This is a genomic window from Pseudomonas sp. PAMC25584, assembly GCF_058135675.1.
Window position 1 is genome coordinate 719,960 of record NZ_CM176870.1, and the last position, 25,041, is coordinate 745,000.

Annotated in this window: 23 protein-coding genes and 1 rRNA gene (1 of these 24 running past the window's edge); 11 read left to right on the plus strand and 13 right to left on the minus strand. The window is 61.5% G+C overall.

The genetic code is table 11. The annotated features are described in order from the left end of the window. Positions 1–57: 57 nt before the first annotated feature. Both ACS5Q8_RS03145 and ACS5Q8_RS03150 read left to right on the plus strand, forming a co-directional pair. On the plus strand, positions 58–1,335 hold the full coding sequence (locus tag ACS5Q8_RS03145; protein WP_443697134.1) for an acetyl-CoA C-acetyltransferase: 1,278 nt from the start codon (positions 58–60) through the stop codon (positions 1,333–1,335). A gap of 135 nt (positions 1,336–1,470) precedes the next feature. Next, positions 1,471–2,367: a PA4780 family RIO1-like protein kinase gene (locus ACS5Q8_RS03150; RefSeq protein ID WP_276196338.1), complete on the plus strand. Its 897-nt coding sequence runs from the start codon at positions 1,471–1,473 to the stop codon at positions 2,365–2,367. A 252-nt stretch (positions 2,368–2,619) separates the two neighbouring features. On the opposite strand, the gene cueR is transcribed toward ACS5Q8_RS03150, so the two are convergent. The 3 genes from cueR to ACS5Q8_RS03165 form a co-directional block, all read right to left on the minus strand. Further along, positions 2,620–3,021: a Cu(I)-responsive transcriptional regulator gene (cueR, locus tag ACS5Q8_RS03155; protein ID WP_465160347.1), complete on the minus strand. Its 402-nt coding sequence runs from the start codon at positions 3,019–3,021 to the stop codon at positions 2,620–2,622. Positions 3,022–3,029: 8 nt separating this feature from the next. Beyond that, positions 3,030–5,231: a heavy metal translocating P-type ATPase gene (locus ACS5Q8_RS03160; protein ID WP_443700234.1), complete on the minus strand. Its 2,202-nt coding sequence runs from the start codon at positions 5,229–5,231 to the stop codon at positions 3,030–3,032. 66 nt (positions 5,232–5,297) lie between these two features. Continuing rightward, positions 5,298–5,678 (minus strand): hypothetical protein, encoded by a 381-nt coding sequence (locus tag ACS5Q8_RS03165; protein ID WP_276196340.1) that lies wholly within the window; start codon positions 5,676–5,678, stop codon positions 5,298–5,300. 147 nt (positions 5,679–5,825) lie between these two features. Here ACS5Q8_RS03165 and ACS5Q8_RS03170 point away from each other — a divergent pair, with 147 nt between their 5' ends. Together ACS5Q8_RS03170 and ACS5Q8_RS03175 are read left to right on the plus strand one after the other, a co-directional pair. Then, on the plus strand, positions 5,826–6,017 hold the full coding sequence (locus ACS5Q8_RS03170) for a heavy-metal-associated domain-containing protein (RefSeq protein WP_276196341.1): 192 nt from the start codon (positions 5,826–5,828) through the stop codon (positions 6,015–6,017). Between the two features lie 83 nt (positions 6,018–6,100). Then, entirely contained in the window at positions 6,101–7,294 is a 1,194-nt protein-coding gene (locus ACS5Q8_RS03175) for a multidrug effflux MFS transporter (RefSeq protein WP_276196342.1), read from the plus strand. 11 nt (positions 7,295–7,305) lie between these two features. On the opposite strand, the gene ACS5Q8_RS03180 is transcribed toward ACS5Q8_RS03175, so the two are convergent. The 3 genes from ACS5Q8_RS03180 to ACS5Q8_RS03190 all read right to left on the minus strand — a co-directional run bounded on the left by ACS5Q8_RS03180 (position 7,306) and on the right by ACS5Q8_RS03190 (position 8,966). Then, positions 7,306–7,488 carry a hypothetical protein gene (locus ACS5Q8_RS03180; RefSeq protein WP_253393220.1) on the minus strand — a complete coding sequence of 61 codons (183 nt, stop codon included), beginning with the start codon at positions 7,486–7,488 and terminating at the stop codon, positions 7,306–7,308. Positions 7,489–7,633: 145 nt separating this feature from the next. Next, positions 7,634–8,647: a zinc-binding alcohol dehydrogenase family protein gene (locus tag ACS5Q8_RS03185; protein ID WP_443695817.1), complete on the minus strand. Its 1,014-nt coding sequence runs from the start codon at positions 8,645–8,647 to the stop codon at positions 7,634–7,636. Positions 8,648–8,672: 25 nt separating this feature from the next. Further along, positions 8,673–8,966, minus strand: coding sequence for a putative quinol monooxygenase (locus tag ACS5Q8_RS03190; RefSeq protein WP_426100305.1), 294 nt, complete (start codon positions 8,964–8,966; stop codon positions 8,673–8,675). 118 nt (positions 8,967–9,084) lie between these two features. Between ACS5Q8_RS03190 and ACS5Q8_RS03195 the strand changes: the two genes are divergently transcribed. From ACS5Q8_RS03195 to ACS5Q8_RS03205, 3 genes are all read left to right on the plus strand, one after another. Beyond that, the gene (locus tag ACS5Q8_RS03195; RefSeq protein ID WP_276196344.1) at positions 9,085–10,011 is read left to right on the plus strand and encodes a LysR family transcriptional regulator; all 927 of its coding nucleotides are present in this window, start codon (positions 9,085–9,087) and stop codon (positions 10,009–10,011) included. Between the two features lie 137 nt (positions 10,012–10,148). Beyond that, positions 10,149–10,844, plus strand: coding sequence for an ArsR/SmtB family transcription factor (locus ACS5Q8_RS03200; RefSeq protein ID WP_276196345.1), 696 nt, complete (start codon positions 10,149–10,151; stop codon positions 10,842–10,844). 106 nt (positions 10,845–10,950) lie between these two features. Next, positions 10,951–12,321 carry an MFS transporter gene (locus tag ACS5Q8_RS03205; RefSeq protein WP_276196346.1) on the plus strand — a complete coding sequence of 457 codons (1,371 nt, stop codon included), beginning with the start codon at positions 10,951–10,953 and terminating at the stop codon, positions 12,319–12,321. Between the two features lie 64 nt (positions 12,322–12,385). On the opposite strand, the gene ACS5Q8_RS03210 is transcribed toward ACS5Q8_RS03205, so the two are convergent. Further along, on the minus strand, positions 12,386–13,339 hold the full coding sequence (locus ACS5Q8_RS03210) for an adenosine deaminase (RefSeq protein WP_247402074.1): 954 nt from the start codon (positions 13,337–13,339) through the stop codon (positions 12,386–12,388). A 192-nt stretch (positions 13,340–13,531) separates the two neighbouring features. Between ACS5Q8_RS03210 and ACS5Q8_RS03215 the strand changes: the two genes are divergently transcribed. Next, positions 13,532–14,620, plus strand: a complete 1,089-nt coding sequence (locus tag ACS5Q8_RS03215) for a calcium:cation antiporter (protein WP_276196347.1) — start codon at positions 13,532–13,534, stop codon at positions 14,618–14,620. A 35-nt stretch (positions 14,621–14,655) separates the two neighbouring features. Here ACS5Q8_RS03215 and ACS5Q8_RS03220 read toward each other — a convergent pair whose 3' ends face one another. The 6 genes from ACS5Q8_RS03220 to ACS5Q8_RS03245 all read right to left on the minus strand — a co-directional run bounded on the left by ACS5Q8_RS03220 (position 14,656) and on the right by ACS5Q8_RS03245 (position 20,683). Continuing rightward, positions 14,656–16,014, minus strand: a complete 1,359-nt coding sequence (locus ACS5Q8_RS03220; protein ID WP_276196348.1) for an 8-oxoguanine deaminase — start codon at positions 16,012–16,014, stop codon at positions 14,656–14,658. A 184-nt stretch (positions 16,015–16,198) separates the two neighbouring features. Further along, positions 16,199–16,885: an SDR family oxidoreductase gene (locus ACS5Q8_RS03225; RefSeq protein WP_276196349.1), complete on the minus strand. Its 687-nt coding sequence runs from the start codon at positions 16,883–16,885 to the stop codon at positions 16,199–16,201. 56 nt (positions 16,886–16,941) lie between these two features. Continuing rightward, positions 16,942–17,523 carry an IMPACT family protein gene (locus tag ACS5Q8_RS03230; protein ID WP_276196350.1) on the minus strand — a complete coding sequence of 194 codons (582 nt, stop codon included), beginning with the start codon at positions 17,521–17,523 and terminating at the stop codon, positions 16,942–16,944. Positions 17,524–17,535: 12 nt separating this feature from the next. After that, positions 17,536–18,195, minus strand: coding sequence for a TetR/AcrR family transcriptional regulator (locus ACS5Q8_RS03235; RefSeq protein WP_443697296.1), 660 nt, complete (start codon positions 18,193–18,195; stop codon positions 17,536–17,538). Positions 18,196–18,282: 87 nt separating this feature from the next. Beyond that, positions 18,283–19,674 (minus strand): uracil-xanthine permease family protein, encoded by a 1,392-nt coding sequence (locus ACS5Q8_RS03240; RefSeq protein ID WP_276196352.1) that lies wholly within the window; start codon positions 19,672–19,674, stop codon positions 18,283–18,285. 88 nt (positions 19,675–19,762) lie between these two features. Then, positions 19,763–20,683 (minus strand): LysR family transcriptional regulator, encoded by a 921-nt coding sequence (locus ACS5Q8_RS03245; protein WP_276196353.1) that lies wholly within the window; start codon positions 20,681–20,683, stop codon positions 19,763–19,765. 125 nt (positions 20,684–20,808) lie between these two features. On the opposite strand from ACS5Q8_RS03245, the gene aptA reads away from it, so the two are divergent. From aptA to ACS5Q8_RS03260, 3 genes are all read left to right on the plus strand, one after another. Beyond that, on the plus strand, positions 20,809–22,158 hold the full coding sequence (gene aptA / locus ACS5Q8_RS03250; protein ID WP_465159825.1) for an omega-aminotransferase AptA: 1,350 nt from the start codon (positions 20,809–20,811) through the stop codon (positions 22,156–22,158). Between the two features lie 39 nt (positions 22,159–22,197). Further along, entirely contained in the window at positions 22,198–23,691 is a 1,494-nt protein-coding gene (locus ACS5Q8_RS03255) for a CoA-acylating methylmalonate-semialdehyde dehydrogenase (RefSeq protein ID WP_247402094.1), read from the plus strand. Between the two features lie 623 nt (positions 23,692–24,314). After that, a 16S ribosomal RNA gene (locus ACS5Q8_RS03260) occupies positions 24,315–25,041 on the plus strand (it continues 810 nt past the right edge of the window).

The window sequence follows — 25,041 nt, forward strand, 5'->3', positions numbered from 1 at the left end:
TCGATTGAGCCTAGGCTAGTCTGAAGGACTTACCCCACAACCGACAGGGAGCTTTCCATGACTCAATTGCGCCGTGTAGCGATCATTGGCGGTAATCGGATTCCGTTCGCCCGCTCCAATGGCCCGTATGCCACAGCGAGCAATCAGGCGATGCTGACGGCCACCCTGGAGGGCCTGATCGAGCGCTACAACCTGCACGGCCTGCGCCTGGGCGAGGTGGCCGCCGGCGCGGTGCTCAAGCATTCACGCGACTTCAACCTGACTCGCGAATGCGTGCTGGGCTCGCGCCTGTCGCCGCAAACCCCGGCCTATGACATTCAGCAGGCTTGCGGCACCGGGCTGGAAGCAGCGTTGCTGGTGGCCAACAAGATTGCCCTGGGCCAGATCGAATGCGGGATTGCCGGTGGGGTCGACACCACGTCCGACGCACCGATCGGGGTGAATGAAGGGCTGCGCAAGATTTTGCTACAGGCCAATCGCAGCCGGTCTATGCCGGACAAACTAAAAGTCTTGTTACAACTTCGTCCGCATCACCTCAAGCCGGAACTGCCGCGCAATGGCGAACCGCGCACCGGTTTATCCATGGGCCAGCACTGTGAACTGATGGCGCAGACCTGGCAGATCCCCCGTGCCGAGCAGGACCAGTTGGCCCTGGAAAGTCACCAGAAAATGGCCGCGTCCTACGCCGAAGGCTGGCACAACGATTTGCTCACCCCGTTTCTGGGCCTCACCCGTGACAACAACCTGCGCCCCGACCTGACCCTGGAAAAACTTGCCGGCCTCAAGCCCGCCTTCGAGCGCAGCGCCAAAGGCACGCTCACCGCCGGCAACTCCACGCCGCTGACGGACGGTGCTTCCCTGGTGTTACTCGGCAGCGAAGCCTGGGCCAGGGAGCGCGGCTTGCCGATCCTGGCTTACCTGCGCGACGGCGAAGCGGCCGCGGTGGATTTCGTCAACGGTGCCGAAGGCCTGTTGATGGCGCCGGTGTACGCCGTGCCGCGTTTGCTGGCGAGGAATGGCCTGACACTGCAGGACTTTGATTACTACGAGATCCACGAAGCATTCGCTGCCCAAGTGTTGTGCACGCTCAAGGCATGGGAAGATGCGGATTACTGCAAGACCCACCTGGGGCTCGACGCGGCGCTGGGTTCGATTGACCGCAGCCGCCTCAACGTCAAGGGCAGTTCCCTGGCCGCCGGGCATCCGTTTGCCGCGACGGGCGGGCGTATCATCGCCAACCTGGCCAAGCTGTTGGACGTCGCGGGCAAGGGGCGCGGGCTGATTTCGATCTGTGCCGCCGGAGGGCAGGGCGTGACGGCGATCATTGAGCGTTGAATTGCGTGGAAAATTGGCATATTGGATGCATTCTTCGGTGGTCAAAGCTCGCTAGCCCCTCCCCGAGGCGAGCCGATTGCCGTATAACGAGTGCCATACGCGTGTTTGGTAATAAAGGACCCACAATAAAAGCTGATGAAGACTCCTAAACGCATTGAACCCCTGATCGAAGACGGTCTGGTCGACGAAGTGCTGCGCCCACTTATGAGTGGTAAAGAAGCAGCTGTTTATGTGGTGCGCTGCGGCAATGAATTGCGTTGCGCCAAGGTTTACAAGGAGGCGAACAAACGAAGTTTTCGTCAAGCGTCCGAGTACCAGGAGGGCCGTAAGGTCCGTAACAGCCGGCAGGCCCGGGCCATGGCCAAGGGCTCCAAATTCGGCAAGAAAGAAACCGAAGATGCCTGGCAGAACGCCGAAGTTGCGGCGTTGTTCCGCCTGGCCGGTGCGGGCGTTCGCGTGCCCCAGCCGTATGACTTCCTGGAAGGCGTGCTGTTGATGGAACTGGTGGCCGATGAGTACGGCGATGCGGCGCCGCGTCTGAACGACGTGACGCTGGAACCGGACCAGGCGCGCGAGTACCACGCGTTCCTGATCTCCCAGATCGTGCTGATGCTGTGTACCGGCCTGGTGCACGGTGACCTGTCCGAGTTCAACGTACTGCTCACGCCGACGGGCCCGGTGATCATCGACCTGCCCCAGGCGGTGGATGCGGCGGGCAACAACCACGCGTTCAGCATGCTGGAGCGGGATGTGGGCAACATGGCTTCCTACTTCGGGCGTTTTGCCCCGGAGTTGAGGACTACCAAGTACGCCAAGGAAATGTGGGCGCTGTACGAAGCCGGCACCTTGCACCCTGGCAGCATCTTGACCGGCGAGTTCGACGAACCGGAAGAACTGGCGGATGTCGGTGGCGTGATCCGCGAGATCGAAGCGGCGCGACTGGATGACGAACGGCGCCAGGCGATCCGCGCGGCGGATGATGCCCCCGCGAGCAAGACAGCGGAAGAACCGCCGCCGCCTTGGATGCAGTGATCTCCAAACCGTTGGAGATCTAAAAATGTGGAAATGATCTTCAGGTAATTGAAGATCTAAAAATGTGGGAATGATCTTCAGGCAATTGGAGATCTAAAAATGTGGGAATGATCTTCAGGTAATTGGAGATCTAAATGTGGGAGGGGGCTTGCCCCCGATAGCGCCGTGTCAGTCGATACTTATATTGACTGGTCCACTGCTATCGGGGGCAAGCCCCCTCCCACATGGGTTTTGTGTGCACCACTTACCCCTTCAGGCGCAGCAACCACCCGACGCCAACTCCTTGAGAATCGGACAATCCGGCCGATGATCGCCGTGGCAGTGTTCCACCAGGTCCTGCAACGTATCGCGCAACTGCCCCAGTTCGCGAATCTTCTGATTCAGCTCTTCAATATGCTGGCGCGCCAAGGCTTTCACATCGGCGCTGGCCCGTTGTCGGTCCTGCCACAACGTCAGCAACTTGCCGACCTCTTCCAGGGAAAACCCCAGGTCCCGCGAACGCTTGATAAACGCCAGGGTGTGCAAGTCGTCGGGGCCGTACACGCGGTAGCCGCTGTCGGTGCGGTGGGCGGCTTTCAACAGGCCGGTGGATTCGTAGTAGCGAATCATCTTGGCGCTCAAACCGCTTGAACGCGCCGCCTGGCCGATGTTCATGTTCATGCTCATGGGTGCGGGTCCTCCAGATCCTTGGGTTTCCAGGTTTTCAACAACAGCGCATTGCTCACCACGCTGACGCTCGACAGCGCCATCGCCGCACCGGCCAACACCGGGTTGAGCAGGCCGAACGCCGCCAGGGGAATGCCGATCAAGTTATACACAAAGGCCCAGAACAGGTTCTGGCGGATCTTTGCGTAGGTCTTGCGGCTGATCTCCAGCGCCGCCGGCACCAGGCGTGGATCACCGCGCATCAGGGTGATGCCAGCGGCGTGCATGGCCACGTCGGTGCCGCCGCCCATAGCGATGCCGATATCGGCGGCGGCCAGGGCTGGAGCGTCGTTGATGCCGTCGCCGACCATCGCCACCACGCCGGTTTTTTTCAGTTCGGCGACGGTGGCGGCTTTATCGGCCGGGAGCACTTCGGCGTGGACATCGTCGATGCCCAGTGCCTCGGCGACGACCCGCGCACTGCCGCGATTATCGCCGGTGAGCAAGTGGCTGCTGATGTGCCGCGCCTTGAGTTGGGCCACGGCTTCCAGCGCGCCGGGCTTGAGCGTGTCGCCGAAGGCGAACAGCCCGAGTACGCGCGGTTGCGCGCCTTGTTCGATCAGCCAGGACAAGGTGCGGCCTTCGGCTTCCCAAGCCTTGGCCGAAGGGCTCAGTGCGCCCGCGTCCAGCCCGTTGTCTTCCAGCAGGCGGCGGTTGCCCAGGGCCAGTGGCCGACCGTCGAGGGTGCCGGCAATGCCGCGCCCGGTCAGGGACTGGCTGGCGCTCACATCGGCGACGTTCAGCCCTTGTTCGCGGCAGGCATCCAGCACCGCCTTGGCCAGCGGGTGTTCGCTGCCGCGTTGCAAGGCGCCGGCCTGTTGCAGCAGTAGCGGCTCGTTGCCGTCTACCGCCGCCAGGTGGGCGATTTTCGGCGTGCCGGAGGTGAGCGTGCCGGTCTTGTCGAAGACCACCGCGCTCACGGCATGGGCGCGCTCCAGCGCTTCGGCATCCTTGATCAGAATGCCGTGGCGTGCGGCGACGCCGGTGCCGGCCATGATTGCGGTCGGTGTGGCCAGGCCCAGGGCGCACGGGCAGGCGATCACCAGCACGGCGACCGCATTGATGATCGCGATCTCCAGCGAGGCGCCGTACAGCCACCAGCCCAGCAGCGTGAGCAAGGCCAGCACCAGCACCGTCGGCACGAAGACCTGGCTGACTTTATCCACCAGTTTCTGGATCGGTGCCTTGGCCGCCTGGGCGTCTTCCACCAGGCGGATGATTCGCGCCAGCACGCTTTCCGCGCCGAGGGCCACGGTGCGCACCAGCAAGCGCCCTTCGCCGTTGATGGCGCCGCCGGTGACCTTGTCGCCCGGTTGTTTCGGCACCGGCAGGCTTTCGCCGCTGATCAGCGCTTCGTCGGCATGGCTTTGGCCGTCGACCACTTCGCCGTCCACCGGGAAGCGCTCGCCGGGTTTGACCAGCACTTGGTCGCCGAGCTTCAGCGCGCTGATGGCGACGTCTTCTTCGCGGCCGTCAACCACCCGAATCGCGTGCTCCGGGCGTAAGGCTTCCAGGGCCCGGATCGCGCTGGCGGTCTGGCGTTTGGCGCGGCTTTCCAGGTATTTGCCGAGCAGCACCAGGGCGATCACCACCGCCGAGGCTTCGAAATACAGGTGCGGCATGCTGCCGGCGGGTGCGGTGAGCCATTCATACAGGCTCAGGCCGTAACCGGCGCTGGTGCCGATTGCCACCAGCAGGTCCATATTGCCTGCACCGGCGCGCACGGCTTTCCATGCGGCAATATAAAAGCGCGCACCGAAGATGAACTGTACCGGCGTGGCCAGGGCGAACTGCACCCAGGCCGGGAGCATCCAGTGCAGGCCGAAGGGCTGTGCCAGCATCGGCAGCACCAGCGGCAATGCGAGCACAATCGCCAGCAGCAGCGCCCAGCGTTCGTGGTGCAGGCGTTGGGCTTGATCGGCCTCGGTCTTGGTTTCGCTTTGGGGCAGGGACGCGCTGTAGCCGGCCTTGTCGACGGCGGCGATCAGTACGGCGGGGTCCATTTGGCCGAGCACCTCGATATGGGCGCGCTCGTTGGCCAGGTTCACGCTGACACGTTGCACCCCCGGCACCTTACCCAGCGCGCGCTCGACACGCCCGGCGCAGCTGGCGCAGGTCATGCCGCCGATGGGCAGGTCAAACGTGGTGGTTCCATTCATGGGGCAGTCCTCCTGAAGAAGTTGCCCCTAGGATCAACCTTGACCTGTGGGGAAGGTCAAGCGTCTTTAGTATTCCAATGCCGCCGGCTTGAGGTACATGCCTTCCGGGCCTTGGGCGATGCGTAATTTGCGCACATCACCGGCTTTCAGCGTGATGTTCTGCGCGGGTGGCGCCAGCAGGCTCGGCAGGCAGCCAGGCGATTGGCCCGGCAGCAGCTTCAGGCGCAGCGATACGTTGCCGGCCGGCAGGTTGAACGAGGTGGACTGTTCCTGGAACAGGCGCCCGGCCAACTGGTCCTGGATGTACAGGCCGATCTCGCAGTTGGTCGGTACTTCCAGGCGTTCGCGGGAAATGATCAGCACCGCATAGTCTTCGGCGGCGCTGGCCATGGGCGCAGCGGCAGACAAGCTCATCAGGCCGACAAGGGCAAAAAACGACCAGCGCATGGCGCGTGCTCCGTGGTTCACATCAAAGATGGGTGAAGCTTGGCCGACTGCGTCACCGAATACCAGCCCGGCGGATATTTTTGCCGCTTGACCTTGCCATCGTGGCAAGGTCGATACTGCGTCCACCCTCATTCAAGGAGTCATGTCATGCAAGTATTCAACGTTGAAGGAATGACCTGCGGCCATTGCGTCCGGGCGGTGACCCAGGCAGTGCAGAATCAGGACCCGGCAGCCGAAGTGAACGTGGACCTGGCGGCAAAGCAAGTCAGCGTGCAGAGCCAGTTGAGCCGCGACGTGATCGCCGGCTTGATCCGGGAAGAAGGCTACAGCGTCGCCTGATTTAATAGTTAGCGAGCTATCGTAATGTTCAACGCACCCAAGCGCGGCTAGACTGTCGGGCTGCCGACATACTTGGGTGCCTGATGAACCTGCGCATACTCCTGATTTTGGGCGCCTTGAGCGCCTTCGCGCCGCTGGCGATTGACTTTTACCTGCCGGGCTTCCCGGCAATGGCCACGGCTTTTGCCACCGATGAAAAACATATCCAGTTGACCTTGGCGGTGTACTTCGCTGGCCTGGCCATCGGTCAATTGATCTACGGTCCGCTGGCGGATCGCTTTGGTCGCCGTGTGCCGCTGCTCAGCGGTGTCACGTTGTTTACGCTGGCATCCTTCGCATGCGCCTACGCGCCGTCCCTGGAATGGCTGATCGGCGCACGCTTCGTGCAGGCCCTCGGCGGTTGCGCGGGTATGGTGATTTCCCGCGCGGTGGTCAGCGACAAGTGTGATGTGGTGACCTCGGCCAAGGTGTATTCGCAACTGATGCTGGTGACCGGCCTGGCGCCGATCCTCGCGCCATTGGCGGGCGGGTTGATGGTCGGTGTGTGGGGCTGGCAGTCGATCTTCCTGGCCCTGACGGTGTTCAGCGTGATGGCCGCGATCGCGGTGGCGGTCGGCTTGCCGGAAACCTTTCCGGCCCATCAGCCTCGGCAACCGTTGTCCGGGTCGCTGCGCCGCTATATCGACCTGTTGTCAGACCGGGTCTACCTCGGTTACGCCCTGACCGGGGGTATTTCGATTGCCGGGATGTTTGCCTACATCGCCGGTTCGCCGTTCGTGTTCATCAAACTCTATGGCGTGCCCGCCGAGCATTACGGCTGGGTATTCGGCTCCAACGCCGCCGGCTTTATCCTGATGGCCCAAGTCAATGCGCGCTTGCTCGCCAGGCGCGGGCCGGCGTTCTTGCTGTCGCGCACGGTGTGGCTCTACATGCTGGCGGCGTTGGCGCTGCTCGGCGTTGCGGCCTTGCGCACCGATGCGTTGTGGCCGTTGCTGGTGCCGCTGTTTATCTGCATTGCCAGCCTGGGCTGCATTTTGCCCAACACCTCGGCCTGCGCCATGAGCGGGCAGGGCGCACGGGCCGGTAGCGCCTCGGCAATGCTCGGCTGCATTCAGTTCGGCGTGGCGGCGGGAGCGGCTTCGTTGGTGGGCGTGTTGCACGACGGCACGGCAATGCCGATGGCCATGGTCATCAGCGTGTGCGGGGTCTTGGCGGTGACGATTGGGATGTCGACCCAGCGCCTGCAACGGGCACGAGCCCTGCAGGCGCAGGTCTGAAAAAGTGTCGGTCAGCCAGCGGCGGAACGTTGCTGGCCGAGTGGGAACCGGTGGGGCGCCTGGATGCGCGCTTGCAGCGTCTCGGCGAAGGCGCGGGCCTCGGCCTCACTGCGGAAGGTGATGGCGTCGCCGTCGAGACGGACCTGCCATTTGTTGCCCGGGGATTTTGCTAACGCTTTTATCAGGATCTTCATTGCTGACTTCCTCACGTAAAAAAATCGTTGCAAAGGCCGCCAATATAAACCCGAATACGCTCACAAATATGACAAAGGTCAATTCTCTGACTAGTGGCGGCGTCCATCACTCACACGAATGACGGACGACACCGACAGACCTTTTTCAGAACCCTTCCAGCACGATCTTGCCCTTGGCCTTGCCGCTTTCCAACAGCGTATGGGCGCGGCGCAGGTTCTCGGCGTTGATCACCCCGAAGTGTTCGCCCAGCGTGGTTTTCAGGGTGCCGGCATCGATCAGTTCGGCCACGCGATTGAGCAGGTTGTGTTGCTCGATCATGTCCGGGGTCTCGAACATCGAACGGGTGTACATGAACTCCCAGTGCAGCGACAGGCTCTTGCGCTTGAGTGTGCTCACGTCCAGGGCCTTGGGATCGTCGATCAGCGCCAGCTTGCCCTGGGGCTGCAGGGCTTCGACCAGTTGATCCAAATGTTGGTCGGTATGGGTCAGGCTGGCGACGTGGGTCACGTGGGCCACACCGGCGTGTTTCAGGGCTTCGCTCAGCGGCTGGCGATGGTCGATCACCAGGTCGGCACCAAGGGCCTTGGCCCAGGCCTGGGTCTCGGGGCGCGACGCGGTGCCGATGACCTTCAGTGCGGTGAGCCGGCTGGCCAGTTGGGTCAGGATCGAACCCACGCCGCCGGCGGCGCCGACGATCAGCAGGCTCTGGCCTTCATCCGCTTGACCCTCGCGCACTTGCAGGCGTTCGAACAACAGTTCCCAGGCGGTGATGGCGGTCAGCGGCAAGGCGGCCGCTTCGGCAAAACCCAGGCTCTTGGGCATATGGCCGACGATGCGCTCGTCCACGGTGTGCCGTTCGCTGTTGCCGCCGGGGCGTACCAGGGACCCTGCGTAGAACACCTTGTCACCGGCCTTGAACAGCGTCACTTCACTGCCGACGGCCTTGACCACACCGGCCACGTCCCAGCCGAGCACCTTGGCGGCGCCGTTTTCCGGGGCGACGTTCTGGCGGACCTTGGTGTCCACCGGGTTGACCGAGATGGCTTTGACTTCCACCAACAGGTCGCGCGGGCCGGCGATCGGTTCCGGCAGTTCGATGTCTTGCAGGGATTTCGGATCGTTGATCGGCAGTGAGGCGTAGTAGGCAATGGCTTTCATGGGGGCTCCGGAAAAAGGGCGGTGATCAGGCAAGAAACTTCAGGCGCTTGAGTTCGAAGTGCGCGAGCACGTCGGCGGCCTTGGCGCGGAAACTCTGGATGTGTGCGCTCTGGTCGTGGTCGGCCAGGGCGGCGTCGTCGCGCCAGCGTTCGAGCAGGTAGAACGTCTCGGGGTGTTGCAGGTCCTGATGCAGGTCGTACTGCTCGCAACCGGCTTCCTGGCGGGTCGGTTCCAGCAGGCCGCGCAGCAGGGGCTCGAGGATGTCTTGTTGGCCAGGTTTGGCGATCAGCGTGGCGATGACGTTAAAGGCAGAGGACATATTCAACTCCTGACGCGGGATGTACGGGATGGGCAGATGATTGGCTATTTCCCGTGCAGATAAAAGCGGCTAAAACAGCAGGCTGTTTCAACAATATATTGATAATGGGTGGGATTGGATGCTGCGCTTTGATGATTTGCAGTTGTTCGTGCGCGCGGCGGACCTGGGTAGTTTGTCGGCCGCAGCGCGGGTCATGGACCTGTCGCCGGCGGTGGCCAGCGCGGCGTTGAAGCGCATCGAACAGCAACTCGGCACACGCTTACTGGCGCGCTCCACCCGCAGCCTGCGCCTCACCGCTGAAGGTGAAGGCTTTCTCGAATATGCGCGCGCGGCGCTAAGTTCGCTGGATGAGGGGCGACGCTTATTGGCCAGTGCCCAGGACCGTGTCAGCGGCGTGTTGCAACTGTCGGCGCCCTCGGATTTTGGCCGCAACCAGCTGTTGCCCTGGCTTGACGAGTTCCAGCGTGAATACCCGCAACTGACCGTGCGCCTGCTGCTGGGTGACCGCATTGCCGACCTGTTCCGCCAGCCGGTGGATATCGCCCTGCGCTATGGCGAACCGGAAGATTCCAGCCTGGTCGCGCTGCCTGTCGCGCCGGATAACGTGCGCGTGCTGTGCGCGGCGCCCAGCTATCTCGCACGCCACGGCGAACCGCGCTATCTGGAGCAACTCGCCCAGCACAATTGCCTGCTGTATATGCTCGGCAGTCGCGTGCATGACCACTGGACGTTTCATGACGGCAAACGCGAAGTCAGCCTGACTGTCGGCGGCGACCGCTTCAGTGACGATGCTGACGTTGTACGTCGATGGGCTGTGGCAGGGGTGGGCATCGCCTACAAGTCCTGGTTGGATGTGAGCAGCGATGTCCTCGCCGGGCGCTTACGCGTGATTCTGCCTGAGCTGCGCGGCGAGCGCACGCCGCTCAACCTGTTATGCGCCCATCGTGCGCAGTTGAGTAAGCCCATTAATCTGCTGCGGGAAATGCTCGTGTCCCGCTGTGCGACATTGACCGCGCAACGGTCGGAACAATTCACCAGTGGGTAATAGCCTCCACGAAAGCAGGAAATTTCACTCAGATCCTGTCCCTATCCGCGCTGTCAGACGCCGGGGAACTGGTTGCTCGCGCACCTATACTTTGGCGCCAACCACAGCAGACAAATGATCTAACAAGGAGTGAACCGATGGAACAGGCACCTTGCATCAGTCAGATTGCCAGCTTGCTCGCCGAGCCAAAACGCACCGCTATGCTCTGGGCCTTGATGGACGGCTCGGCCAAGTCTTCGCACGAACTGGCGACGCTCGTCGGGCTGTCGCCGGCCTCGGCGAACGCGCATCTGGCGCGGCTTACCGGGGGCGGTTTGCTGCGCGTCGAGGCCCGTCGCGGCAAGCGCCTGTTTCGTGTGGCGGCGGCTGATGTCAGCACCGCGATCGATGCGTTGGCCAGCACCACCATGGCCAGTGCCGCGCGCAGCACACCGCAGGCTTCACCGATGACGCTTGCGGCTCCGGCCCTGCTGCGCCATGCGCGGTTATGCCATGGCCACCTGGGTGGCGAGCTGGCGGCGCAGCTGTATCAGCGGATGATCGCGGCTGGGTGGATCGAGCGCTGCGAGCACCGCACCCTGGTCACGGTCAAAGGCGCGCAGCACCTGGCCGGCTTCGGCATCTTTACCCAGGCGCTGGCGTTACCGCTGGTGTGTGACTGTTTCGATTGGAGCCAGCAGCAACCGCATCTGGGTGGCGCGCTGGGGGCCGGGCTGTTGCAGCTATTTTTGCAGTCGAACTGGATCAGTGCGATCAACGAGTCCCGCGCCTTGCTGGTCAGCGACACCGGGCTCGCGGAAATCACGCGGTTGGCCGGGCCCGACGCGCTCTGATGCCGGATGGCGTCGTTCAGAGTTGCGATCAGGTCGCACCCAGCAATAACCCGGAAAAACGATGCCCCACACTCCCAATAGGGATTTTTCACACGGGGGATGGGGCATGGGTACGCACGGCTATAGCGCAGCAGAACGGCTGGAACGGTTGCCCATCAGCGGTTACCACCGAGTCATTTTTATCATCATCGCCCTGGCGTTTTTCTTCGACTCCATGGATCTGGCGATGATGACCTTCCTGCTCGGCTCGATCAAAACCGAGTTCGGCCTGAGCACGGCCCAGGCGGGCTTGCTGGCCAGTTCGAGTTTTTTCGGCATGGTGGTGGGCGCGTCGTTGTCCGGGATGCTCGCGGATCGATTCGGGCGCAAGCCGGTGTTCCAGTGGAGCATCGTATTGTGGGGGATCGCCAGCTACTTATGTTCCACGGCGCAGACGGTGGAGACGCTGACGCTGTTTCGCATCCTGCTCGGCATTGGCATGGGCATGGAGTTTCCCATTGCGCAGTCGATGCTTTCGGAGCTGATTCCGGCCAAGAAGCGCGGGCGCTATATCGCGTTGATGGATGGCTTCTGGCCGTTGGGTTTTGTGGCTGCGGGGGTGCTGTCGTACTTTTTGCTGCTGGTGATCGGCTGGCGCGACATCTTCCTGGTGCTGGCGGTGCCGGCGGTGTTTGTGTTGGCGATTCGGTTTTTTATCCCGGAGTCGCCGCGCTGGCTGGAGCAGGCCGGGCGACATGCGGCGGCAGATAAGGTGTTGCTGGGGATCGAGCAGAAAGTGCGCGACTCCCTGGGCCGCGCCGACTTGCCGGAGCCCATTCGCCTGCCACGGGTGGAGAGTGTGCCGGGTAACTTCTTCTCGGCGTTCCAGCAGTTATGGTCGGCGCAGTATCGCCAACGCACGATGATGATCTGGAGTGTGTGGTTCTTCGCCTTGCTCGGGTTTTACGGGCTGACGTCGTGGTTGAGTGCGTTGTTGCAGCAGTCGGGGTTTGCGGTGACCCAGTCGGTGTATTACACCGTGATCATTTCCCTGGGCGGGATTCCCGGCTTCCTGATGGCGGCCTGGCTGGTGGAGCGTTGGGGGCGCAAGCCGGTGTGCGTCGTGACGTTGCTCGGCGGTGGGGTGATGGCGTTTCTGTATGGGCAAAGCGCGGTGGTCGGCGGCAATGTGGGCCTGCTGATTACCTCGGGGCTGTTGATGCAGTTCTTTCTGTTTGGCATGTGGGCGGTGCTGTACACCTACACGCCGGAGTTGTACCCCACCTCGGCGCGGGCGACGGGGGCCGGGTTTGCGTCGGCGATCGGGCGGGTCGGGTCGTTGCTCGGGCCGCTGGTGACCGGGCTGGTGTTCCCGATCACCGGGCAGGGCGGGGTGTTCGCCTTGGGCGCATTGTGCTTTGCGGTGGCGGCGTTGGTGGTGTGGGTGTTTGGGATGGAGACGAAGGGGAAGACGCTGGAAGAGTTGAGCGAAATTTAACTGGTAATACACAACGCATGTGGGAGCGGGCCTGCTCCCACATGGTGAGTCGGTGTTTATTCAGTTATGGCTTCACCAACCGCGCATCCAGGCTGTTTTGCGCCAGGCGTTTGGCCTGGTCCTGGGTCATGCCCAGGGCGGTGTGCAGCGCATAGAAGTTCTCGGTGACATAACCGCCGAAGTACGCCGGATCGTCCGAGTTTACCGTCACCTTCACCCCACGCTCGAGCATGTCGAGGATGTTGTGCTGGGCCATGTCGTCGAACACGCGCAACTTGGTGTTGGACAGCGGGCACACGGTCAGCGGGATCTGTTCGTCGATGATCCGTTGCATCAGGCGCTCGTCTTCGATGGCGCGCACGCCATGGTCGATACGCTGGATTTTCAGCAGGTCGATGGCTTCCCAGATGTACTCGGGCGGGCCTTCTTCGCCGGCGTGGGCCACGGTGAGGAAGCCTTCGTGGCGGGCACGGTCGAACACGCGCTGGAACTTGCTCGGCGGGTGGCCCATTTCCGAACTGTCCAGGCCCACGGCCACGAACGCGTCACGGAACGGCAGCGCCTGGTCGAGGGTTTTCTCGGCTTCGGCTTCGCTCAAGTGGCGCAGGAAGCTGAGGATCAAACCGCTGGTGATGCCCAGTTGCTGCTCGCCATCTTTGAGCGCGGCGGCGATGCCGTTGAGCACCACTTCGAACGGCACGCCACGGTCGGTGTGGGTTTGCGGGTCGAAGAAGGGCTCGGTGTGGATCACGTTCTGCGCTTTGCAGCGCAGCAGGTAGGCCCAGGTCAGGTCGTAGAAGTCCTGGGAGGTGCGCAGCACATCGGCGCCCTTGTAATACAGGTCGAGAAACTCTTGCAGGTTGTTGAAGGCGTAGGCCTTGCGCAGGGTGTCGACGTCGTTCCAGGGCAGCGCAATCTTGTTGCGCTCGGCCAGGGCGAACAGCAGCTCAGGCTCCAGCGAGCCTTCCAGGTGCAGGTGCAGTTCAGCCTTGGGCAGGGCGTTGAGCCAATCGTACATGTCTAAAATCTCATCAGGTGCAATGGCGGCATTCTACAGGCGATGACTGAAATAATCGGCAAAACCTGACCAGGAGGAGAGTATCGGTCCTATTCGCACAAGGGCGGTGCGAACTAAGCTGTAACGAAACGTTAGCGGTGTAGTGCAGTCTGTACCTCATCCACGACTGATTTGCCGCACAAAAGGCCCGCAATGCTCACATTCCTCAAGCAAGAAAAATTCATGCTGCTGGCGCTGATTGCCGCCATCGCCGCATACCCGCTGGAGCACTGGATGCTCCATAACGGGCAAATGGTCGCGCTGCTGGCCGGCATGGCGCTGATCGGCTTTATCGTGGTCGCGTCGATGCGCGTCGCCCACCATGCCGAGCAACTCGCGGAAAAGGTTGGCGACCCCTACGGCACCATGATCCTGACCCTGGCCGCCGTGCTGGTGGAAGTGGTGATCCTGGCGATCATGATGAGCAACGAACCGTCACCGACGCTGGTGCGCGACACCATCTACTCGGCGGTCATGCTCGATATCAACGGCATCCTCGGCCTGGCCGCGCTGATGGGCGGCATCAAGCATGGTGAACAGTCCTACAATGATGATTCGGCGCGGACCTACAGCGTAATGATCCTCACCGCCATGGGCGTGTCGATGGTAGTGCCGGAATTCATCCCCGAAGCGGACTGGAAGATTTACTCGGCCTTCACCATCGGCGCGATGGTGGTGCTCTACACCCTGTTCCTGCGCATGCAGGTGGGCCCGCACAGTTATTTCTTCAGCTACAGCTACCCGGATAAACGCCGCAAGACGTTGCCGGAAGAACAGGCGCCGCCGGTGAACCTGGCACTTTCCATCGGTACGCTGGTGTTCGGGGTGATTGTGATCGGGGCGCTGGCCGAGGTGATGTCCAAGACCCTCGACCTGGGCCTGGAAGGCACGGGCGCACCGCCGGTGGTGACGGCGATTGTGGTCGCGGCCATCTCGGCGGCGCCGGAGATTCTGACCGCCTTGCGCGCCGCCCTGGCCAACCGCATGCAGTCGGTGGTCAACATTGCACTGGGCGCATCGTTGTCGACGGTGATCCTGACGGTGCCGGTGATGGAAGCGATGGCGCTCTACACCGGCCAGCCGTTCCAGATGGCGATGACGCCGGTGCAAAGCGTGATGGTGTTGATCACGCTGATCGTCAGTGCGATCAACCTCAACGATGGCGAAACCAACGCCATCGAAGGGATGACCCACTTTGTGCTGTTTGCGACCTTTATCATGTTGTCGCTGTTGGGGGTGTAACCGGTTCTTCCGCGTCCCGCAGAACGGTGTTTGACTCAGGTTCCAGCGATGAGCTGGCGGGCGGCCTGGCTGTGATCGGCGATCAAGCTTTTCAAGTCCAGGCCTTCAACCTGGCCGTCGATCACCCGCCACTTCCCGCCGATCATCACCCGGTCCGCCCGGTCGGCGCCGCACAACAGCAGCGCCGAAATCGGATCGTGACTGCCGGAAAAGCGCAGCTCATCCAGTTTGAACAGCGCCAGATCGGCCTGCTTTCCTACGGCTAACTCACCGATATCCGAACGGCCAAGCAACTGCGCCGAGCCTTTGGTCGCCCAACCCAGCACGCCTTGCGGGGTGATCTTTTCCGCACCATAACGCAGGCGCTGGATGTACAGGGCCTGGCGGGCTTCGAGGATCATGTTCGACGCATCGTTGGACGCCGAGCCGTCCACGCCCAGGCCGATCGGGGCCCCGGCGGCGAGCAGGTCCAGGGTCGGGCAGATGCCGGAGGCCAGGCGCATGTTCGAGCTTGGGCAATGGCAGATACCGGTGCCGGCGGCGCCCAGGCGGGCGATCTCATCCGGGTTGAAGTGAATGCCATGGGCCAGCCAGGTGCGCGGGCCGAGCCAGCCGACGCTGTCGAGGTAGTCCACGGTGCGCAGGCCGAAGCGTTGTAGGCAGAAGTCTTCCTCGTCGAGGGTTTCCGCCAGGTGCGTGTGTAGGCGCACGTCGAGGCTCTCGGCCAGTTCGGCGCTGGCTTGCATGATTTCTGGGGTGACGGAAAACGGTGAGCAGGGCGCCAGGGCGATCTGGATTTGCGCGCCGTCGCCGCGTTCGTGGTACTGGCGGATCAGGCGTTCGCTATCGTCCAGAATCACCGCGCCCTGTTGCACGGTTTGTTGCGGCGGCAAGCCGCCGTCGGCTTCGCCCAGGCTCATGGACCCGCGAGTGAGCATGGCGCGCATGCCCAGTTCGCGCACCGTGTCGACTTGCACGTCGATGGCATGTTCCAGGCCGTCCGGGAACAGGTAGTGGTGGTCTGCCGCCGTGGTGCAGCCCGAGAGCAGCAATTCCGCCAGCGCGACTTTGCTGGCCAGCGCGAGTTTTTCCGGGGTCAGCCGCGCCCACACCGGGTACAGGGTTTTCAACCAGGGAAACAGCGGCTGATTGACCACCGGCGCCCAGGCGCGGGTCAGGGTCTGGTAGAAGTGGTGGTGAGTGTTGATCAGCCCCGGGAGGACCACATGCTCGCGGGCGTCGAACACTTGTGTGCAGGGCAGTGCAGGCGCTTGCCCGATGGCCAGCAGTTCGGTGATCACACCGTCTTGCAGCACCAGGCCGCCACGGGCATCGAGGCCGTTGGCAGTGAAAATCGCGAGGGGGTTTTTTAACCAGATACGGGTCGCAGGCATGGGCCGGCTCCTCTGAATGATGGGTTCAGGTTTGCCAGCTCAGTGTTGCCCTGTCTGCTGATCCAGGGTCGCCGGTGAGGGCGAGGTGGCTAGATTACGTGTAGTTCTAGATCCGGTCTACCTGTAGGAGCGTGCTGCTCTCGAGCTCATCGCACGCCAGCTCGCTCCCACATTTGATTGCGGCTTACCAGGGAACGGTGTTGCCTCTGTAGTCCACAAAGTGATGGCCGCCTTTGCCGGTGTAGGCATTCACCTGATCGACCAGGCCGCGCACGCTGGTCTCGACATCAATGTGCGCGTTTTCGCCGCCCATGTCGGTCTTGACCCAACCTGGATGCAGCGACAGCACGGTCATTTTTTGCTCACCGAGCTGGGTGATAAAGCTGTTGGTCATCGAGTTGAGGGCGGCCTTGCTCGCCTTATAGAGCGCCAGGTCGGAGCCGTCGGGGATGGTCACGCTACCCAGGACTGAACTCATGAACGCCAGCACGCCGGAGTCCTTGCGGATCTGCCCGGCAAAGCGCTGGGCCAGGTTGATCGGCGCCACGGCGTTGGTGAAAAACAACTGGCCGACTTCCGCCAGGGTGGCGTGGCCTGGCTCCTGGTTCGCCGGGCCCTTGATGCCGGCGTTGACGAACAGCAGGTCGAATGTGCGGTCCTTGAGACGCTGGCTCAGGGCGATCACGGCTTGCTGATCGTCCATGTCGAGTTTCTCGATCTGTACCGGGCCCACGGCTTTCAGGGCGTCGGCCTTGTTCGGGTCACGCACGGTGGCGGTCACGTCCCAGCCATCTTTGAGCAACTGCTTGACCAGGCCAAGGCCCAGCCCGCGTGAGGCGCCGATGATCAGTGCGGTTTTTGGCGTAGACATGGAGGGCTTCCTTTGGCGTCGCGGTTCAGGGAGTTCAGCGGATAACCTTAGCAGTTTCAGCGTTGCAGCAGGATTCGCCCTCGGCTCAGGTCGGCAAGCTGGCTTTGCAGGGTATCGATGTGTGCTTCGCCCAGGGCCAGTTGCAGCTCCACGCCGTTGGCGGTGAAGTGTTCCTCCACCACCAGCCCGCCGAGTTCGGCGACCCGCAACTTGACCAGGTTCAGCTCGGAAAACCCGCAGGCGCAGCTCAACGGCACGCGGCTGATCAGCTCAATGCGCTCGGCGGTTTGCAGGCATTTGTTGGCGCCGCCGCCATACGCCCGCGCCAGCCCGCCCGTACCCAGTTGAGTGCCGCCGTACCAGCGAATCACCAGCACCACCACCTGATCGAAGCCCTGGGCCTCAATGGCGGCGAGGATCGGTCGCCCGGCGGTGCCGCCAGGTTCGCCGTCGTCGTTGCTGCGGTACTGGTCGGCGAGCTTCCAGGCCCAGCAGTTGTGCGTGGCGTTCAGGTCGCTGTGCTGCTCGATGAACGCCTGCGCTTCTTGCGCACTGGTGATCGGTGCGGCGAGGGTAATAAAGCGGCTTTTGCGTATTTCTTCGCGAAACTCGCAAAGGCCGATGAGCGTGAAAGGCATAAGAGGCGTCGTCTAGAGGACAGGCTTGATGCCACAGCCTTTGAGAATGATATGGATCAGGTTGGTGCCGGCGTCTTCCATATCTTGCTTGGTCAGCTTGGTGCGCCCGGTGACGCGGCAGATCTGGGTGGCGAAGTCGGCATAGTGCTGGGTGCTGCCCCACAGCAGGAAGATCAGGTGGACGGGGTCGACGGGGTCCATCTTGCCGGCGTCGATCCAGGCCTGGAACACCGCCGCCCGGCCACTGAACCAGGCGCGGTAGTCCTGCCCGAAGTATTCGGTGAGGCATTCGCCGCCGCTGATGATCTCCATGGCGAAGATCCGCGAGGCCTGGGGCTGGCGTCGGGAAAATTCCATTTTGGTGCGGATGTAGCGGGTGAGGGCCACGGCCGGGTCGTCCTCTGCGGTCAGCGCGTTGAAGGTGCTGTCCCACAGTTCGAGGATATTGCTGAGCACCGCGATGTACAGGCCCAGCTTGTTGGTGAAGTAGTAATGCAGGTTGGCCTTGGGCAGCCCGGCGCTGGCAGCGATGGTGTTCATGCTGGTGCCCTTGTAGCCGTGACGCGCGAACTCGTCTTCGGCGGCTTGAAGAATCGCTTGCTCGTTCTTTTGTCGAATGCGGCTGGCGGGCTTCCCAGCGAGGGTGTTGTGGGCAGGAACTTCGAGGCTCATGGAGGTTTCCGTGCTGATCGATAGAGGCGACGTGTGCACAGATAACCCACCCTCAAGCCTCAGACAAGTCCTGAAGCAATAAAACCATTAAAGCGGTTCCAGCGTATCGCCTTGCAGCGCGCTGTTTGTGGCGGCGCTCGCTTTGGCTTCCGGCAGTAACAGGCACAACGCGATGGCGGTCAGCCCGCCGCTGGTGATGGCCGAGTCGAACAGGTTTTGTACCAGCGTCGGCATCAAGTGCAGCAGGTTCGGTTGGGCGGCAATGCCCAGGCCGACGCCAAACGAGGTGGCGATGATCAGCATGCTGCGTCGGTCCAGCGGCGCCTGGGCGAGAATACGCACGCCGGCGGCCGCCACGCTGCCGAACATCACCAGGGTCGCGCCGCCCAATACCGGCTTGGGGATTTGCTGCAGCACCGCGCCGATCGACGGAAACAAACCGAGGCAAAACAGCACCACGCCGATGTACAGGCCGACATAACGGCTTGCCACGCCAGTGAGTTGGATCACGCCATTGTTCTGGGCGAACGTGGTGTTGGGGAACGCGCTGAAGGTGGCGGCGATCATGCAACTCACCCCGTCGCCGAGTACGCCGCCCTTGAGTCGGCTTATATAAGAAGGGCCGCTGATGGGCTGGCGGGCAATCATGCAGTTGGCGGTAAGGTCGCCCACGGTTTCGATGCTGCTGATCAGATATATCAGCGCGATCGGTAGGAAGGCGCTCCAGTCGAAGTTGAAACCATAACGAAACGGGATCGGCAGGCTGATCAACGGCAGGTCGGGCAGGGCCTGGGGCACCAGTTTTCCGCTGAACCAGGCCGCGAGGCTGCCGAGGGCCAGGCCGATGATGATCGCCGAGAGACGTACCCAGGGTGTGTTCGAACGGTTGAGCAAGATGATCGTCAACACCACGAACAGGCCCAAGGCCAGGTTGATGGGCGCGCCGAAGTCGGGGGCATTAAAACCACCGCCGAGGTCGGTGATACCCACTTTGATCAGGCTGATGCCGATCAGGGTAATCACGATGCCGGTGACCAGCGGTGTGATTACCCGGCGCAGTTGCCCGATAAACCGGCTCAGGACGATTTGTACGGCGGCGCCGAAAAAGCACACACCGAAGATCATCGCCATGATGTCTTCCGGGCTGCCGCCGCGTTGCTTCACCAGGAAGCCCGCCGACAGTACGGCGCCGAGAAACGCAAAGCTGGTGCCTTGCAGGCAGATCATGCCGGCGCCGATGCCAAACGGCCTGCGCGCCTGGATGAACGTGCCGACACCGGAGACCATCAGCGCCATGCTGATCAGGTAGGGCAGGTGAGCAGCCAGGCCCAGGGTGGAGCCGATGATCAACGGCGGCGTGATGATGCCGACGAAGGCGGCCAATACATGTTGCAGGGCGGCCAGTAGGGCGGGCAGGGGTTTTGGGCGGTCGTTGAGGCCGTAGATCAGATCGCTGGGGCTGGACGTTTCTGGTGGCATGGCGGGCAAACTCGAGGCGGACGGTTCTAGGTCCTGGTGTCCTTGCAAAAAGCTGTCCACTTGCTCAGCTTTTTGTGCGAGGCCCGAATTAGCGGGTTGCCGCGAGGCTCTCGAGGAAACTTTCCAGCACCAAATGAGGGCGGCGCCCCTTGCGCGTGACCGATGCCAGGCTCAAATCGTAAAAACGTGTAGCCGGTTTCAGCGCGCGTAGTCGGCCTTGTTGCACCCACAGGCTGGCGTAGTGATCGGGCAGGTAGCCGATGTAGCGGCCGGTGAGGATCAAGAACGCCATGCCTTCGCGGTCCGAAGCGCTGGCGGTGCAGTTGAGTGCCTGGTAGTGGGCCTGGATATCGGCGGGCAGGCGAAAGGTCGGGGCGATCGCATCCTGGCTGTCGATCCGTATATCGTCCAACTGCTTGTCGTCGGCGTAGAACAGCGGATGGCCGACGGCGCAGTAGAGCAGCGAGCGTTCGCTGTACAGCGCCTGGTATTCCAGGCCGGACAGCGCGCTGGCCTGGGGCACCACGCCAACATGCAGGCGGCCGTCGAGTACGCCCTGTTCCACTTCATTGGGGGCGATCATGCGGATCTGAATCTGCACGTCCGGGCCGCGTTCCTTCAACTGCGCCAGGGCGTGGGTGATGCGCATATGGGGCAGGGTGACGAGGTTGTCGGTGAGGCCGATGGTCAGTTCGCCGCGCAAATGCTGGTGCAGGCCGTTGACCTCGGTGCGAAAGCTTTCCAGGGCACTCAATAGTTGCAGCGCCGACTGATAGACCTCGCGGCCTTCTTCGGTCAGGGAGAATCCGGCGCGCCCGCGCTGGCACAGGCGTAATCCAAGGCGTTGTTCCAGATCGTTCATCTGCTGGCTGATGGCCGAGCGCCCAATGCCGAGCACGCTTTCCGCCGCCGAGAAGCCGCCACACTCCACCACACTGCGAAATATGCGCAGTAGGCGAATATCGAAGTCGCTGACTTGGGCCAGCGGATCGGGTCGACGGATGCTCATAGTTTAGTGAGAGCCTGACTGAAGGTTAGAAGAGTTGGGTTTCATCGACTTTATCCTCATGGCAATTTAGCTGCAAGAACGCTTTTCAATCCCGACGCTGCCTTTTGCCTTGCGAGGTTTTGCTGATGAACATGCCCGAAAACGCCCCTTCGTCCCTGGCCAGCCAACTGAAGTTGGACGCTCACTGGATGCCGTACACCGCCAACCGTAACTTCCAGCGTGACCCGCGCCTGATCGTGGCCGCCGAAGGCAGTTGGTTGACCGATGACAAGGGCCGCAAGATCTACGATTCGTTGTCGGGCCTGTGGACGTGCGGCGCCGGGCACACCCGCAAGGAAATCCAGGAAGCGGTCGCCAAGCAACTGGGTACGTTGGACTACTCGCCGGCCTTCCAATACGGTCATCCGTTGTCGTTTCAACTGGCGGAAAAAATCACCGACCTGACCCCGGGCAACCTCAACCATGTGTTCTTCACAAACTCCGGCTCCGAGTGCGCCGATACGGCGGTGAAGATGGTGCGTGCGTACTGGCGCCTAAAAGGTCAGGCCACCAAGACCAAGATGATTGGCCGTGCCCGTGGCTATCACGGGGTGAACATCGCTGGCACCAGCCTGGGCGGTGTCAATGGCAACCGTAAGATGTTTGGTCAGGCGATGATGGACGTTGACCATCTGCCTCACACCTTGCTGGCGAGCAATGCATTCTCGCGCGGCATGCCGGAGCAGGGCGGTATTGCGTTGGCCGATGAACTGCTCAAGTTGATCGAGTTGCACGACGCATCGAACATCGCCGCCGTGTTTGTCGAGCCGATGGCTGGCTCCGCTGGCGTGCTGGTGCCGCCGCAGGGCTACCTCAAGCGTCTGCGTGAGATTTGCGATCAGCACAACATCCTGTTGGTGTTCGACGAAGTGATCACCGGTTTCGGTCGTACCGGCTCGATGTTCGGTGCCGACAGTTTCGGCGTGACCCCGGACCTGATGTGCATCGCCAAGCAAGTCACCAACGGCGCGATCCCGATGGGCGCGGTGATTGCCAGCAGCGAGATCTATCAGACGTTCATGAACCAACCGACGCCTGAGTACGCGGTGGAATTCCCCCACGGCTACACCTACTCGGCGCATCCGGTCGCTTGCGCGGCTGGGCTGGCGGCATTGGACCTGCTGCAGAAGGAAAACCTGGTGCAGAGCGTAGCCGAAGTCGCCCCGCACTTTGAGAATTCGCTGCACGGTTTGAAGGGCAGCAAGAACGTGATCGATATCCGCAATTACGGCCTGGCCGGCGCGATCCAGATTGCCCCGCGTGACGGTGATGCCATCGTGCGTCCATTCGAGGCCGGCATGGCCTTGTGGAAAGCCGGCTTCTACGTGCGTTTTGGCGGCGACACCCTGCAGTTCGGGCCGACCTTCAACAGCAAGCCGCAGGACCTGGATCGCTTGTTCGATGCGGTCGGCGAAGTGCTGAACAAGATCGACTGATTTCTCCTTCTATATAGAACAACTTTTCAGGAGCCCTGCATGAGCCTTATCCAGCATTTGATCAACGGCCAGTTGGTCAGCGAGTCCGGTCGCACTGCCGACGTGTACAACCCGTCCACCGGCCAAGTGATTCACCAGGTGCCGCTGGCCAGTCGCGAAACCATCCAAAGCGCGATCGACTCGGCCAAGGCGGCATTCCCGGCCTGGCGCAATACGCCGGCGGCCAGGCGTGCCCAGGTGATGTACCGTTTCAAGCAGTTGCTGGAGCAGAACGAAGCGCGTATCTCGCAGTTGATCAGCGAGGAGCACGGCAAGACCCTGGAAGACGCGGCAGGGGAATTGAAGCGTGGGATCGAGAACGTGGAGTACGCGTGCTCGGCGCCGGAAATTCTCAAGGGCGAGTACAGCCGCAATGTGGGGCCGAATATCGATGCCTGGTCGGATTTCCAGCCATTGGGCGTGGTGGCCGGGATTACTCCGTTCAACTTCCCGGCGATGGTGCCGTTGTGGATGTACCCGCTGGCGATCGTCTGCGGCAACTGCTTTATCCTCAAACCGTCGGAGCGTGATCCGAGTTCGACGCTGTTGATCGCGCAATTGCTGCAGGAGGCCGGTCTGCCTAAAGGCGTGCTGAGCGTGGTGCATGGCGACAAAGGCGCGGTGGATGCGTTGATCGAGGCACCGGAGGTCAAGGCCTTGAGCTTTGTGGGCTCGACGCCGATTGCCGAGTACATCTACGCCGAAGCGACCAAGCGCGGCAAACGCGTGCAAGCGCTGGGCGGTGCGAAGAACCATGCGGTGCTGATGCCGGATGCGGATCTGGATAACGCGGTCAGTGCCTTGATGGGCGCGGCGTATGGTTCTTGTGGTGAGCGTTGCATGGCGATCTCGGTGGCCGTCTGCGTGGGTGACCAGGTGGCGGATGCATTGATCGCCAAGTTGGTGCCGCAGGTCAAGGCGCTGAAGATTGGTGCGGGCACGTCGTGCGGTCTGGATATGGGGCCACTGGTCACTGGCCAGGCGCGGGATAAGGTCAGTGGCTATATAGAAGACGGCGTGGCTGCGGGGGCTGAGCTGGTGGTCGATGGCCGTGGCTTGAGCGTTGCAGGGCATGAGCAGGGTTTCTTCCTTGGCGGCAGTTTGTTTGATCGCGTGACGCCGCAGATGCGTATCTATAAAGAAGAAATCTTCGGGCCGGTGCTGTGCGTGGTACGGGTCAATAGCCTGGAAGCGGCGATGCAGTTGATCAACGATCACGAATACGGCAACGGCACGTGCATCTTCACCCGTGATGGTGAAGCGGCGCGTCTGTTCTGTGACGAGATTGAAGTGGGCATGGTCGGCGTGAACGTTCCACTGCCGGTGCCGGTGGCCTACCACAGCTTTGGTGGCTGGAAGCGCTCGTTGTTTGGTGACTTGCATGCTTATGGACCGGATGGGGTGCGCTTCTATACCCGGCGCAAGGCAATTACCCAGCGCTGGCCGCAACGGGCCAGTCATGAAGCGTCACAGTTTGCCTTCCCTAGCTTGTAAGGCGTGTTGAAAGCCGGCCCTTTGGGGCCGGCTTTCGCGTTTCTGGGGCCTTTTTGACCTATATGACAGAATTGTGAAGAAAGGTGTTGACGGCAAATCCTGGACGTCTATAATTCGCCCCACTTCCGGCGCAGTCGAAACGGAAAACTCCTTGGTAAACAAAGAGTTATACGAGATTCGACAGCGGCCTGCTTCAGTTCATCGAAGCCTGGAAGGAGTTGGTAGAGCGGTGTTGTTAGGCTCTATTAACGTTTCGATCTTCTCGGTCGAAAGCGGAGAAAAAGAGGTGTTGACAGCAGCGTGTAACGCTGTAGAATTCGCCTCCCGCTAACGAGAGATCGGAAGCGCAAGTGGTTGAAGTTACAAAGGAAACTTTGAAAACTTCTGAAAATAATCACTTGACAGCAAATGAGGCTGCTGTAGAATGCGCGCCTCGGTTGAGACGAAAGATCTTAACCAACCGCTCTTTAACAACTGAATCAAGCAATTCGTGTGGGTGCTTGTGGAGTCAGACTGATAGTCAACAAGATTATCAGCATCACAAGTTACTCCGCGAGAAATCAAAGATGTAACCAACGATTGCTGAGCCAAGTTTAGGGTTTCTTAAAAACCCAAAGATGTTTGAACTGAAGAGTTTGATCATGGCTCAGATTGAACGCTGGCGGCAGGCCTAACACATGCAAGTCGAGCGGTAGAGAGAAGCTTGCTTCTCTTGAGAGCGGCGGACGGGTGAGTAATGCCTAGGAATCTGCCTGGTAGTGGGGGATAACGTTCGGAAACGGACGCTAATACCGCATACGTCCTACGGGAGAAAGCAGGGGACCTTCGGGCCTTGCGCTATCAGATGAGCCTAGGTCGGATTAGCTAGTTGGTGAGGTAATGGCTCACCAAGGCAACGATCCGTAACTGGTCTGAGAGGATGATCAGTCACACTGGAACTGAGACACGGTCCAGACTCCTACGGGAGGCAGCAGTGGGGAATATTGGACAATGGGCGAAAGCCTGATCCAGCCATGCCGCGTGTGTGAAGAAGGTCTTCGGATTGTAAAGCACTTTAAGTTGGGAGGAAGAGCAGTTACCTAATACGTGATTGTTTTGACGTTACCGACAGAATAAGCACCGGCTAACTCTGTGCCAGCAGCCGCGGTAATACAGAGGGTGCAAGCGTTAATCGGAATTACTGGGCGTAAAGCGCGCGTAGGTGGTTAGTTAAGTTGGATGTGAAATCCCCGGGCTCAACCTGGGAACTGCATTCAAAACTGACTGACTAGAGTATGGTAGAGGGTGGTGGAATTTCCTGTGTAGCGGTGAAATGCGTAGATATAGGAAGGAACACCAGTGGCGAAGGCG